A 12,700-nucleotide genomic window follows, 5' to 3' on the forward strand; every position below is an offset into this window, starting at 1 on the left:
ACTAATATCAGCAACCTGACCGGCGATGTTGCTAACAACACCACTAACATCACTAATCTGACGAATGATGTTGCCGCCAATACCACCAGTATCACTAACCTGGCGGATACGGTAACTAACCTTGGCGCGGATGCGCTGGCATGGGATGACGCCTCAGGTGCATTCACCGCCAAACACGGCACCGATGACACCAACAAAATTACCAACGTTAAAGACGGTGATTTGACTGTTGACAGTAAAGATGCCGTTAACGGCTCTCAGTTGAAAACCACTAACGACAACGTGGCAACCAACACCACTAACATCGCTACTAACACCACCAACATCAACAACCTGACTGATACGGTGAACAACCTCGGTGAAGATGCGCTGAAATGGGATGACACCACAGGCGCATTTACTGCCGCACACGGCACCGAAGCCACCAGCAAAATCACTAATGTCACCGCTGGAACAATATCGTCTACCAGTACTGACGCCGTTAACGGTGGGCAACTGTTTAGCCTAAGTGATTCACTGGCAGACTATTTTGGCGGTAACGCCTCGGTTGATGAAAACGGTGTATTTACTGGCCCGTCGTACACTATCGGTAGTAACAGCTACGATAACGTAGGTGATGCGCTGGCGGCGATTAACACCTCATTTAGCACTTCATTGGGCGACGCTCTGCTGTGGGATGAAACTGCAAGTGCATTCAGCGCCGGTCACGGTGGCAATGCCAGCAAAATTACCAATGTCGCAAGCGGTGCCGTTTCTGAAACCAGCACCGATGCCATCAATGGTGGACAACTCTACGGTGTGAGCAACTCTGTTGTTGATGCTCTGGGCGGTGGTGCCGCAGTAAATGCTGACGGTAGCATCAGTGCGCCGACGTACTCCATTGCTGATACCGATTACAATAACGTCGGTGATGCTCTGGACGCGATCGACTCAACCCTGGATGATGCGCTGCTCTGGGACGCAACCGCCGGTGAAAATGGTGCGTTCAGCGCCAGCCGCGATGGCAAAGCCAGCGTAATCACTAATGTTGCTAATGGTGATATTTCTGAAACCAGTACTGATGCAATTAATGGTTCACAGTTGTTCGCCACCAACACGTTGATCAATCAGCAAAATGAGATCATCAACCAGATTGCCGGTAATACCAGCATAGACTACATCGAAGAGAACGGTGCGGGTCTGAACTATGCGCGTACCAATGACGCTGGCTTAACCTTTATTGATGCGAGCGCATCAGGTACTGGCGCTACAGCGGTGGGCTATAACGCTGTCGCTTCCGGCGAAAGCAGTGTCGCAATTGGTCAGAATAGCCTCAGCGAGGTTGACACCGGTATCGCACTGGGTAGCAACTCCGTCTCCAAACGTGGCATTGCCCAAGGTTCTCTTAATACCAGCGTAACCGAAGAAGGCGTTGTGATTGGTTACGACACCACTGACGGCGAACTGCTTGGCGCATTGTCGATTGGTGATGATGGCAAATACCGTCAAATCATCAACGTCGCCGATGGTTCCGAAGCGCATGACGCCGTGACCGTTCGCCAGTTGCAAAATGCCATTGGTGCGGTCGCCACCACGCCGACCAAGTACTACCATGCCAACTCAACGGAAGAAGATTCACTGGCGGTAGGTACTGACTCGCTGGCGATGGGTGCGAAAACGACCGTTAATGCTGACGCGGGTATTGGTATCGGCCTGAACACTCTGGTTCTGTCAGATGCCATCAACGGTATTGCTATCGGTTCTAACGCACGCGCCAACCATGCAAACAGTATTGCAATGGGTAATGGTTCTCAGACTACCCGTGGCGCTCAGACTGGCTACACCGCCTACAACATGGACGCACCGCAGAACTCTGTGGGTGAGTTCTCTGTCGGCAGTGACGATGGTCAACGTCAGATCACCAACGTCGCAGCGGGTTCAGCGGATACCGATGCGGTTAACGTGGGTCAGTTGAAAGTGACAGACGCGCAGGTTTCCCAGAACACCCAGAGCATTACTAACCTGAACAATCAGGTAACTAATCTCGATTCGCGTGTGACTACCCTTGAAAATGGCGTTGCCGATATCGTAACTACCGGTAGCACCAAGTACTTCAAGACCAACACCGATGGCGTAGATGCTAACGCGCAGGGTAAAGATAGTGTCGCGATTGGCTCTGGCTCTATTGCTGCCGCTGATAACAGCGTCGCGCTGGGCACTGGCTCTGTGGCAAACGAAGAAAATACGATCTCCGTAGGTTCTTCCACTAACCAACGCCGTATCACCAACGTTGCCGCTGGTAAAAATGCTACCGACGCAGTTAACGTTGCGCAGTTGAAGTCTTCTGAAGCAGGCGGTGTGCGCTATAACACCAACGCTGACGGTTCTGTAGACTACAGCAACATCACTCTCGGTGGTGGCAAGGGCGGTACAACTCGCATCAGCAACGTTTCCGCTGGCGTGGAAAACAACGACGCGGTGAACTACGCGCAGTTGAAGCAAAGCGTGCAGGAAACGAAGCAATACACCGATCAGCGCATGGTTGAGATGGATAACAAACTGTCTAAAACCGAAAGTAAGTTGAGCGGTGGTATCGCTTCTGCAATGGCAATGACCGGTCTGCCGCAGGCTTACACGCCGGGTGCCAGCATGGCCTCCATTGGTGGCGGTACTTACAACGGTGAATCGGCAGTTGCTTTAGGTGTGTCGATGGTGAGCGCCAACGGTCGTTGGGTCTACAAATTACAAGGTAGTACCAATAGCCAGGGTGAATACTCCGCCGCACTCGGTGCCGGTATTCAGTGGTAATGACCCATTAAGTTAGTGTGACGAAGGGCAATTCTCTGAGGAGGGTTGCCCTTTTTTTGTTTGAAAATTGCACAAATTGTGACTTCGGCTTTTTGACATTAGCTTGAGGCTACATGCGCGCTGCCCCCCTCACCCCAACCCTCTCCCCAAAGGGGCGAGGGGGAAAACGTGCTGCATCTGATACCGTGCATAATGGTTTTCTTGCATCGCCGGGCTGGTGTGGGGCATCGTGCGCGCTGATCCCCTCACCCCGACCCTCTCCCCAAAGGGGCGAGGGGGAAAAACGTGCTGCATCTGATACCGTGCATAATGGTTTTCTTGCATTGCTGAAGGACGCGCTCCATCTAACACCGAGCACAATCAGTCCCCTCGCCCCTCTGGGGAGAGGGTTAGGGTGAGGGGCACAAGCCAGCTCCGCAGCAAATTTTTCTCCCCCACAATAATTGGCCCTACCAATTCTTCGCTTATCTGACCTCTGGTTCACAGTTCCCCAATTAAAACTCACATCAATGTTGCCAATGCATAACATTTAGTTAACCATTCATTGTCATTATCCCTACACAACAAAATTGGCAGTGCCACTTTTACACAACGTGTGACAAGCAGATGAGCAACAGACTCATCACACGATGTGCGTGGCCTCCAGGAGACCTGCAATGAATCTCTGGCAACAAAACTACGATCCCGCCGGGAATATCTGGCTTTCCAGCCTGATAGCATCGCTTCCCATCCTGTTTTTTTTCTTTGCGCTTATTAAGCTCAAACTAAAAGGCTATGTCGCCGCCACATGGACAGTCGTTATCGCTCTGACCGTCGCGCTATTGTTCTACAAAATGCCGGTCGCCAATGCGCTGGCCTCAGTGGTTTATGGCTTCTTCTACGGTTTGTGGCCCATCGCGTGGATCATTATTGCAGCGGTGTTCGTCTATAAGATCTCGGTGAAAACCGGACAGTTTGACATCATCCGCTCGTCTATTCTTTCAATAACCCCTGACCAGCGCCTGCAAATGCTGATCGTCGGTTTCTGTTTCGGCGCATTTCTCGAAGGTGCCGCAGGCTTTGGCGCACCGGTGGCAATTACCGCCGCATTGCTGGTCGGGCTGGGCTTTAAACCGCTGTACGCCGCCGGGCTGTGCCTGATTGTTAACACCGCGCCGGTGGCATTTGGCGCGATGGGCATTCCGATTCTGGTTGCCGGACAGGTGACAGGCATCGACAGCTTTGAGATTGGCCAGATGGTGGGTCGTCAGCTACCGTTTATGACCATTATCGTCCTGTTCTGGATCATGGCGATTATGGATGGCTGGCGCGGTATCAAAGAGACGTGGCCTGCGGTCGTGGTTGCGGGTGGCTCGTTTGCCATCGCACAGTACCTTAGCTCTAACTTTATTGGGCCAGAACTGCCGGACATTATCTCTTCGCTGGTATCGCTGCTCTGCCTGACACTGTTCCTGAAACGTTGGCAGCCGGTGCGCGTTTTCCGCTTCGGCGATCTGGGTGCATCGCAAGTTGATATGACGCTGGCTCATACCGGTTATACGGCGGGTCAGGTGTTGCGTGCCTGGACACCGTTCCTGTTCCTGACCGCCACCGTAACGCTGTGGAGTATTCCGCCGTTTAAAGCCCTGTTCGCTTCGGGTGGCGCGCTGTATGAGTGGGTCATCAACATTCCGGTGCCGTATCTCGACAAACTGGTTGCCCGTATGCCGCCGGTGGTCAGCGAAGCCACTGCCTACGCCGCCGTATTTAAGTTTGACTGGTTCTCTGCCACCGGTACTGCCATTCTGTTTGCTGCGCTGCTCTCTATCGTCTGGCTGAAGATGAAACCCTCTGACGCCATCAGCACCTTCGGCAGCACACTGAAAGAACTGGCGCTCCCCATCTACTCCATCGGCATGGTGCTGGCGTTCGCCTTTATCTCAAACTATTCCGGGCTGTCGTCAACGCTGGCGCTGGCACTGGCGCATACCGGTCATGCATTCACCTTCTTCTCGCCGTTCCTCGGCTGGCTGGGGGTATTCCTGACCGGATCGGATACGTCATCTAACGCCCTGTTTGCCGCGCTGCAAGCCACCGCAGCACAACAAATTGGCGTCTCTGATCTGTTGCTGGTTGCTGCCAACACCACCGGCGGCGTCACCGGCAAGATGATCTCTCCGCAGTCCATCGCCATTGCCTGTGCGGCGGTAGGCCTGGTGGGTAAAGAGTCAGATCTGTTCCGCTTTACCGTCAAACACAGCCTGATATTCACCTGTATGGTGGGCGTGATGACCACGCTTCAGGCCTACGTCTTAACGTGGATGATTCCGTAATGATGGTTATACCCAGACGCCTGTCAGACGAGGTTGCTTCCCGTGTGCGGGCGCTGATTGATGAACAAAATCTGGAACCGGGCATGAAGTTGCCCGCTGAACGCCAACTGGCGATGCAGCTCGGCGTGTCGCGTAATTCACTGCGCGAGGCGCTGGCGAAACTGGTGAGTGAAGGTGTGCTTCTTAGTCGTCGCGGTGGCGGGACGTTTATCCGCTGGCGCCATGACGCGTGGTCGGAGCAAAACATCGTCCAGCCGCTGAAAACGCTGATGGCTGATGATCCGGATTACAGCTTCGATATTCTGGAAGCCCGCTACGCCATTGAGGCCAGCACCGCCTGGCACGCAGCAATGCGCGCCACACAAGCCGATAAGGAAAAGATACAGCTCTGCTTTGAAGCGACGCTGAGTGAAGACCCGGATCTCGCCTCGCAAGCGGACGTTCGTTTTCATCTGGCAATTGCCGAAGCCTCACATAACATCGTGCTGCTGCAAACCATGCGCGGATTCTTTGATGTCCTGCAATCTTCAGTGATGCAAAGTCGTCAGCGGATGTATCTGGTGCCGCCCGTTTTTTCGCAACTGACTGAACAGCATCAGGCAGTCATTAACGCCATTTTTGCCGGTGATGCCGACGGTGCGCGTAAAGCAATGATGGCGCACCTCAGCTTTGTCCACACCACCATGAAACGATTCGATGAAGATCAGGCTCGCCGTGCACGCATTACCCGCCTGCCCGGTGAGCATAATGAGCATTCGAGGGAGAAAAACGCATGATTATTTCCGCAGCCAGCGATTATCGCGCCGCAGCGCAACGCATTCTGCCGCCGTTCCTGTTCCACTATATGGATGGTGGTGCATATTCTGAATACACGCTGCGCCGCAACGTGGAGGATTTGTCAGAAGTGGCGCTGCGCCAACGCATTCTGAAAAACATGTCCGACTTAAGCCTGGAAACGACGCTGTTTAATGAAAAGCTGTCGATGCCGGTGGCGCTGGCTCCGGTGGGTTTGTGCGGCATGTATGCGCGTCGCGGTGAAGTTCAGGCTGCCAAAGCGGCTGATGCTCACGGCATTCCGTTTACTCTCTCAACGGTTTCAGTTTGCCCGATTGAAGAAGTCGCTCCAGCTATCAAACGTCCGATGTGGTTCCAGCTTTATGTGCTGCGCGATCGCGGCTTTATGCGTAACGCGCTGGAACGGGCAAAAGCGGCGGGTTGCTCGACACTGGTTTTCACCGTGGATATGCCGACGCCGGGCGCACGTTATCGTGACGCACACTCTGGTATGAGCGGCCCGAATGCCGCAATGCGCCGCTACTTGCAGGCGGTGACGCATCCGCAATGGGCGTGGGATGTCGGCCTGAACGGTCGTCCACATGATTTAGGTAATATTTCGGCTTACCTCGGCAAACCGACCGGACTGGAAGATTACATCGGCTGGCTGGGGAATAACTTCGATCCGTCCATCTCATGGAAAGACCTTGAGTGGATCCGCGATTTCTGGGATGGCCCGATGGTGATCAAAGGGATCCTCGACCCGGAAGATGCGCGTGATGCAGTACGTTTTGGTGCTGACGGGATTGTGGTTTCTAACCACGGCGGCCGCCAGTTAGATGGCGTACTCTCTTCTGCCCGTGCGCTGCCTGCTATTGCGGATGCGGTGAAAGGCGATATCGCCATTCTGGCAGATAGCGGCATTCGTAACGGGCTTGATGTTGTGCGTATGATCGCGCTCGGTGCCGATACCGTACTGCTGGGTCGTGCTTTCCTGTATGCGCTGGCAACAGCGGGCCAGGCGGGCGTGGCGAACTTGCTGAACCTGATCGAGAAAGAGATGAAAGTGGCAATGACACTGACTGGCGCGAAATCGATCAGTGAAATTACGCAAGATTCGCTGGTGCAGGGGTTGGGCAAAGAGTTGCCGGCGGCGCTGGCTCCGATGGCGAAAGGGAATGCAGCTTAAGGGTTAGATGAATATCTGCTATCCTGCCCCCGCACTAAGGGGGCAGTATGCTAAACATCGTACTTTACGAACCAGAAATTCCGCCAAACACTGGCAACATCATCCGTCTTTGCGCCAACACCGGCTTTCGTCTGCATATCATTGAACCGATGGGATTTGCCTGGGACGATAAGCGCCTGCGCCGCGCGGGGCTGGACTATCACGAGTTTACTGCCGTTACGCGTCATCATGACTATAGCGCGTTCCTTAGAGCAGAAAATCCCCAGCGTCTGTTTGCCCTCACCACTAAAGGCACACCCGCCCATAGCGCCGTAAGCTATCAGGATGGCGACTATCTGATGTTCGGCCCGGAAACACGCGGCCTGCCAGCGAGCATTCTTGATGCTCTGCCCGCTGAACAAAAAATTCGTATTCCAATGGTGCCGGACAGCCGCAGCATGAACCTGTCCAATGCAGTGTCGGTCGTGGTGTATGAAGCCTGGCGGCAGTTGGGGTATCCGGGAGCTGTATTAAGAGATTAGTTTCGCCAGGCCGGATAAGATGCGTTAGCATCGCATCCGGCACGAGCACAGGACGTCAGATCCCATCACCATACTCAAACGTATGGTGAATGCCGTTAAAATGCTGATCCATATCCATTGACGGTTTATCGCTGTCTGGTTTACCGACGATACGCGCCGGAACGCCAGCAGCGGTGGTATGCGGCGGCACTGGTTGCAGCACTACAGAACCCGCGCCAATCTTCGCACCGCGCCCGACTTCAATATTGCCAAGGATTTTCGCGCCCGCGCCAATCATCACGCCTTCACGAATTTTTGGGTGACGGTCGCCGCTGGTTTTGCCCGTACCGCCAAGAGTGACGGATTGCAGAATCGACACGTCGTTTTCAATCACCGCTGTTTCACCAACGACGATGCCTGTCGCGTGGTCGAGCATGATACCGCGACCAATTTTTGCCGCTGGGTGAATATCGACCTGAAAAGTCACAGACACCTGGTTTTGCAGAAAGATTGCCAGTGCGCGGCGCCCCTGATTCCACAACCAGTGACCGATGCGATACGCCTGCAAGGCATGAAAACCTTTCAGGTATAACAAGGGGGTTGAGTATTTATCGACTGCCGGGTCGCGGGTGCGCACCGCCTGAATATCGCAGGCCGCAGAAGCGATCATTTCAGGGTCGGCGGCGTAGGCTTCTTCCACCACTTCACGGATAGCAATAGCAGGCATAATCGGCGATGACAGCTTGTTCGCCAGCATGTAGCTCAATGCACTGCCAAGGTTTTCATGCTTGAGTAGCGTTGCGTGGTAAAAACTGGCCAGCATTGGCTCACAGTCCGCCAGCGTTCTGGCTTCCGCTTTAATATTGTTCCAGACAATTTCCAGTTCTTCACACGACATTGCTTACTCCACACGATGAGATAATGACCGGCTCGTTCTGCGCGAGCCGGGTCATAGCGGTAACAAAGGTTCCCTGGGTTTAGTGGCTACTGCGCTCGTCCTTGCGTGCACGACCTAATAAAGTCAATGCTGCCTCGCGCGCGTTTTTTCCGCAATATAATACTTGATAAATTTCCTCGGTTATTGGCATTTCAACGCCGAAGCGATGTGCCAACTCGCGGACTTCTTTCGTATTGCGGTAGCCTTCAACCACCTGACCAATCTTCTCCTGCGCGCTTTGTACATCCATGCCCTGACCAAGCATCATGCCAAAACGGCGGTTACGCGACTGGTTGTCGGTACAGGTAAGCACCAGATCGCCCAGACCTGCCATGCCCATAAAGGTGGCAGGATCGGCGCCCAGCGCCGTGCCCAGACGCGACATTTCAGCCAGACCACGGGTGATCAGCGCCGTTCGCGCATTCGCCCCGAAGCCGATACCGTCGGACATGCCGGCACCAATCGCAATGACGTTTTTCACCGCGCCGCCAAGCTGGACACCAATGAAATCCGGGTTGCTGTAAACACGGAAACTTTTGCCACAGTGCAACAGTTGCTGGAGGTCATCAGCAAAGGTTTGATCGGTAGAAGCCAGCGAAATGGCCGTCGGTAAACCTGCCGCCAGTTCTTTCGCAAAAGTTGGGCCAGAGATAACCGCCAGTGGAATTTGATCGCCTAACGCCTCGCGCGCTACGTCCTGTAACAGACGTCCGGTTTCCGCTTCCAGTCCTTTTGTCGCCCACACCAGGCGCGCATCAGGACGCATCAGCGGTTTAATCTGGCGCAGCACTTCACCAAAGACATGGCTGGGTACGACGACGAGAATATTACGGCTGGCTGCCAGTGCGGTGGCGAGATCGCTTTCAAGATGGAGCGTATCGGGAAAAGGCACATCGGGGAGAAACGCGGCGTTACAGCGGTCGCGTTCAAGCGTTGCGATATGTTCAGGGTCATGGCCCCAGAGGACAACCTCGTGGCCATTTCTTGCCAGGGTAATGGCAAGAGCGGTGCCGTACGAGCCGGCACCGATCACAGTCATTGAAGCATTACGTTGGTTCATCAGGCATCCTGATGTTCTTCAGTACCTTCGCCAGCCTGCTGCTGTAAATAGTTCATGAACAGCGCATCGAAGTTAACCGGCGCAAGGTTCAGTTGCGGGAACGTACCGCGAGATACCATGCTGGTGATGCACTCACGAGCATACGGGAACAGAATGTTCGGGCAGTATGCGCCCAGGCAATGTGCCATCTGGGTGCCTTCGATACCCGCGATGGAGAAAATACCGCCCTGCTGAACTTCGCACAGGAACGCGGTTTCTTCACCCAGGGATGCCGTTACGGTAACACGCAGTACCACTTCGTAAACGTCATCTGCCAGTTGAGAAGATGCCGTATCCAGATCAAGTTTAACTTCTGGCTGCCAATCTTTCTGGAAAACGTGCGGCGCGTTCGGCGCTTCGAAAGAAATATCCTTGGTATAAATACGCTGGATCTGGAAGGTCATTTCGGTGTTGTTTTGTTCTGACATGTGTAGAAAACCCTTAAGTGTTGTCCTTAAATACTGCGCAGTGTAATGCCAACGTTAATACGTTATTTCAGCAGGGGATCCAGTCCACCACGTGCATCCAATGCATACAAGTCGTCACAGCCGCCAATGTGCTGTGCGTCAATAAAAATCTGCGGAACCGTGGTGCGACCACTGCGTTTGATCATCTCTTCACGCTTAGCGGCGTTGCCATCAATCGGTAGCTCCTGAAAACTCACGCCCTTGCTGCTCAGCAGTGCTTTCGCACGATGGCAATACGGGCAGGTTTCTTTGGTATAGATTTCAACATTGGCCATAACTTAGCTCCTGTTTTTTTACCTGTAGTTTTATGTTGCAGGGTAGCGACAAAATAGAGTGTCCCCAGAAGCTTATATCAATAAGTCGCTGGGGGTCTAATTACAGCTAACTGCCTGCGACATGAAAGATGACAGGTAAATTATTTGCCGCGCACCAGAGGCAAGTTTTCACCAGCCCAACCAGCGACGCCCTCTTTCAGCACGAATACTTGCGCAAACCCTGCTTTCGTCAGCGCGTTTGCAGGCTCCTGGCACTGCATACCAGAACCGTCTACCACGATAACCGGTTTGTCTTTGTGCTTCTCAAGTTCACCAACATTGTTGGCTTTGATTTCGCTCGGCAACAGATTGATAGAACCTGCGATATGGCCTTTACGGAAGTCATCACGCTGACGTAAATCCACAACCACTGCGTCTTCTTTGTTGATCAGACGCGTAGCTTCACCACGAGTAATTACCTTCACTTTCGAGGTCAGGCTCTTAAACGTAGTAACAAGAACCGCCACCAGTAACGCGATCCAGGCGATACTCAGTATGGGATGACGGCCAACAAATTGCATAATTTCTTGCATGGGGGGTAATAACTCCCGACGTAGTGATTAAAAACCAGGGAAGGAGTATACCTGCGCGTTGCGGCAAATACAGCCAGCGCGTGCACTGGAATGCAATTTTGCGGCACGCTACGAAAAAAAATCGCAAATCTGGCATCAGCTTGCCGCGAGCGGTCGTATATTTTGATCTTCAGAGGCTATTTTATCGATTCAGCTGTAGTAAAATTACGCAAATTTTGACTCTTGAGTATGAGGTTGTCGCAATGTCGGTTTCTAAAAAACCTATGGTACTGGTGATTCTGGATGGCTATGGCTATCGCGAAGAACAGCAGGATAACGCCATTTTTAGTGCTAAAACCCCGGTAATGGATGCACTGTGGGCCAATCGTCCGCATACCCTGATCGACGCTTCCGGTCTGGAAGTCGGTCTGCCTGACCGTCAGATGGGTAACTCCGAAGTCGGTCACGTTAACCTGGGTGCCGGCCGCATCGTGTATCAGGACCTGACTCGTCTGGACGTTGAAATCAAAGATCGCGCTTTCTTCGCCAACCCGACGCTGACTGGCGCGGTAGATAAAGCGAAGAACGCGGGCAAAGCGGTACACATCATGGGTCTGCTCTCCGCAGGCGGTGTACACAGCCACGAAGATCACATCATGGCAATGGTAGAGCTGGCAGCTGAACGTGGCGCAGAGAAAATCTACCTGCACGCATTCCTTGACGGTCGTGACACCCCACCGCGCAGTGCTGAATCCTCGCTGAAAAAATTCGAAGAGAAATTTGCCGCGCTGGGTAAAGGCCGTGTAGCGTCCATCATTGGTCGTTACTACGCGATGGATCGCGATAACCGTTGGGATCGCGTTGAAAAAGCTTATGACCTGCTGACTCTGGCGCAGGGTGAGTTTCAGGCTGATACCGCCGTTGCTGGTTTGCAGGCCGCTTATGCTCGCGACGAAAACGACGAGTTCGTGAAAGCGACCGTTATTCGTGCTGAAGGCCAGCCAGATGCAGCGATGGAAGACGGCGATGCGCTGATTTTCATGAACTTCCGCGCTGACCGCGCGCGTGAAATCACTCGTGCATTTGTAAACGCTGATTTCGACGGCTTCGCGCGTAAGAAAGTGGTTAACATCGATTTCGTGATGCTGACCGAATACGCCGCCGACATCAAAACCGCCGTTGCTTACCCACCAGCCTCTCTGGTTAACACCTTCGGCGAGTGGATGGCGAAAAACGACAAAACTCAGCTGCGTATTTCCGAAACCGAAAAATATGCCCACGTCACTTTCTTCTTCAACGGTGGCGTAGAAGAGTCGTTCAAAGGCGAAGATCGCATTCTGATCAACTCACCGAAAGTGGCTACTTACGATTTGCAGCCGGAAATGAGCTCCGCAGAGCTGACCGAAAAACTGGTTGCGGCAATTAAGAGCGGCAAATACGACACCATCATCTGTAACTATCCGAACGGCGACATGGTAGGTCACACCGGGGTGATGGAAGCTGCGGTTAAAGCGGTTGAAGCACTGGATCACTGCGTGGAAGAAGTGACCAAAGCTGTTGAGTCCGTGGGTGGACAACTGCTGATCACCGCTGACCACGGTAACGCTGAACAGATGCGCGATCCGGCTACTGGTCAGGCTCACACGGCGCATACCAACCTGCCTGTTCCGCTGATTTACGTTGGCGATAAGAACGTGAAAGCAGTTGAAGGTGGCAAACTTTCTGACATCGCGCCGACCATGCTCTCTTTAATGGGTATGGAAATCCCGCAAGAGATGACTGGTAAGCCGCTGTTCATCGTGGAATAAT

11 protein-coding genes are annotated in these 12,700 nt (G+C 53.4%); 6 read left to right on the top strand and 5 right to left on the bottom strand.

Features of this window, described 5'->3' with window-relative positions; all coding sequences use genetic code 11:
- The 5 genes from WC5_RS15595 to trmL all read left to right on the top strand — a co-directional run.
- Positions 1–2,787: YadA family autotransporter adhesin (locus WC5_RS15595; protein ID WP_016231509.1), on the top strand; the 2,787-nt coding region annotated here is incomplete at its 5' end.
- A gap of 656 nt (positions 2,788–3,443) precedes the next feature.
- A complete protein-coding gene (lldP, locus tag WC5_RS15590) occupies positions 3,444–5,099 on the top strand; it encodes an L-lactate permease (protein WP_001055314.1) in 1,656 nt (551 codons plus the stop codon).
- Complete coding sequence (lldR, locus tag WC5_RS15585; protein WP_010349909.1) at positions 5,099–5,875, top strand: transcriptional regulator LldR; 777 nt, start codon at positions 5,099–5,101, stop codon at positions 5,873–5,875. Before lldP ends, lldR begins: the two co-directional genes overlap by 1 nt.
- A complete protein-coding gene (gene lldD / locus WC5_RS15580; protein WP_000586962.1) occupies positions 5,872–7,062 on the top strand; it encodes a quinone-dependent L-lactate dehydrogenase in 1,191 nt (396 codons plus the stop codon). The genes lldR and lldD overlap by 4 nt, the downstream gene beginning before the upstream one ends.
- 47 nt (positions 7,063–7,109) lie before the next feature.
- Positions 7,110–7,583 carry a tRNA (uridine(34)/cytosine(34)/5-carboxymethylaminomethyluridine(34)-2'-O)-methyltransferase TrmL gene (gene trmL / locus WC5_RS15575; RefSeq protein WP_000932359.1) on the top strand — a complete coding sequence of 158 codons (474 nt, stop codon included), beginning with the start codon at positions 7,110–7,112 and terminating at the stop codon, positions 7,581–7,583.
- A gap of 55 nt (positions 7,584–7,638) precedes the next feature.
- On the opposite strand, the gene cysE is transcribed toward trmL, so the two are convergent.
- The 5 genes from cysE to WC5_RS15550 form a co-directional block, all read right to left on the bottom strand.
- On the bottom strand, positions 7,639–8,460 hold the full coding sequence (gene cysE, locus WC5_RS15570) for a serine O-acetyltransferase (RefSeq protein WP_001277564.1): 822 nt from the start codon (positions 8,458–8,460) through the stop codon (positions 7,639–7,641).
- 79 nt (positions 8,461–8,539) lie between these two features.
- Positions 8,540–9,559 carry an NAD(P)H-dependent glycerol-3-phosphate dehydrogenase gene (gpsA, locus tag WC5_RS15565; protein WP_001076199.1) on the bottom strand — a complete coding sequence of 340 codons (1,020 nt, stop codon included), beginning with the start codon at positions 9,557–9,559 and terminating at the stop codon, positions 8,540–8,542.
- Positions 9,559–10,026 (bottom strand): protein-export chaperone SecB, encoded by a 468-nt coding sequence (gene secB, locus WC5_RS15560; protein ID WP_000003377.1) that lies wholly within the window; start codon positions 10,024–10,026, stop codon positions 9,559–9,561. The genes gpsA and secB overlap by 1 nt, the downstream gene beginning before the upstream one ends.
- Positions 10,027–10,088: 62 nt before the next feature.
- The gene (gene grxC / locus WC5_RS15555; protein ID WP_000024392.1) at positions 10,089–10,340 is read right to left on the bottom strand and encodes a glutaredoxin 3; all 252 of its coding nucleotides are present in this window, start codon (positions 10,338–10,340) and stop codon (positions 10,089–10,091) included.
- Between the two features lie 140 nt (positions 10,341–10,480).
- Positions 10,481–10,912, bottom strand: a complete 432-nt coding sequence (locus WC5_RS15550; protein WP_001156181.1) for a rhodanese-like domain-containing protein — start codon at positions 10,910–10,912, stop codon at positions 10,481–10,483.
- Between the two features lie 242 nt (positions 10,913–11,154).
- On the opposite strand from WC5_RS15550, the gene gpmM reads away from it, so the two are divergent.
- Positions 11,155–12,699, top strand: coding sequence for a 2,3-bisphosphoglycerate-independent phosphoglycerate mutase (gpmM, locus tag WC5_RS15545; RefSeq protein WP_010349900.1), 1,545 nt, complete (start codon positions 11,155–11,157; stop codon positions 12,697–12,699).
- Position 12,700: the final 1 nt, after the last annotated feature.

Source organism: Escherichia sp. KTE114 (assembly GCF_000407765.1).
GTDB classification, from domain to species: domain Bacteria; phylum Pseudomonadota; class Gammaproteobacteria; order Enterobacterales; family Enterobacteriaceae; genus Escherichia; species Escherichia ruysiae.

Excerpts from the sequence above, each read along its gene's own strand:
- gpmM (WP_010349900.1), top strand. The coding sequence starts at position 11,155 with ATGTCGGTTTCTAAAAAACCTATGGTACTGGTGATTCTGGATGGCTAT.
- grxC (WP_000024392.1), bottom strand. The coding sequence starts at position 10,340 with ATGGCCAATGTTGAAATCTATACCAAAGAAACCTGCCCGTATTGCCAT.
- lldD (WP_000586962.1), top strand. The coding sequence starts at position 5,872 with ATGATTATTTCCGCAGCCAGCGATTATCGCGCCGCAGCGCAACGCATT.
- secB (WP_000003377.1), bottom strand. The coding sequence starts at position 10,026 with ATGTCAGAACAAAACAACACCGAAATGACCTTCCAGATCCAGCGTATT.
- gpsA (WP_001076199.1), bottom strand. The coding sequence starts at position 9,559 with ATGAACCAACGTAATGCTTCAATGACTGTGATCGGTGCCGGCTCGTAC.
- cysE (WP_001277564.1), bottom strand. The coding sequence starts at position 8,460 with ATGTCGTGTGAAGAACTGGAAATTGTCTGGAACAATATTAAAGCGGAA.
- lldR (WP_010349909.1), top strand. The coding sequence starts at position 5,099 with ATGATGGTTATACCCAGACGCCTGTCAGACGAGGTTGCTTCCCGTGTG.
- WC5_RS15550 (WP_001156181.1), bottom strand. The coding sequence starts at position 10,912 with ATGCAAGAAATTATGCAATTTGTTGGCCGTCATCCCATACTGAGTATC.
- trmL (WP_000932359.1), top strand. The coding sequence starts at position 7,110 with ATGCTAAACATCGTACTTTACGAACCAGAAATTCCGCCAAACACTGGC.
- lldP (WP_001055314.1), top strand. The coding sequence starts at position 3,444 with ATGAATCTCTGGCAACAAAACTACGATCCCGCCGGGAATATCTGGCTT.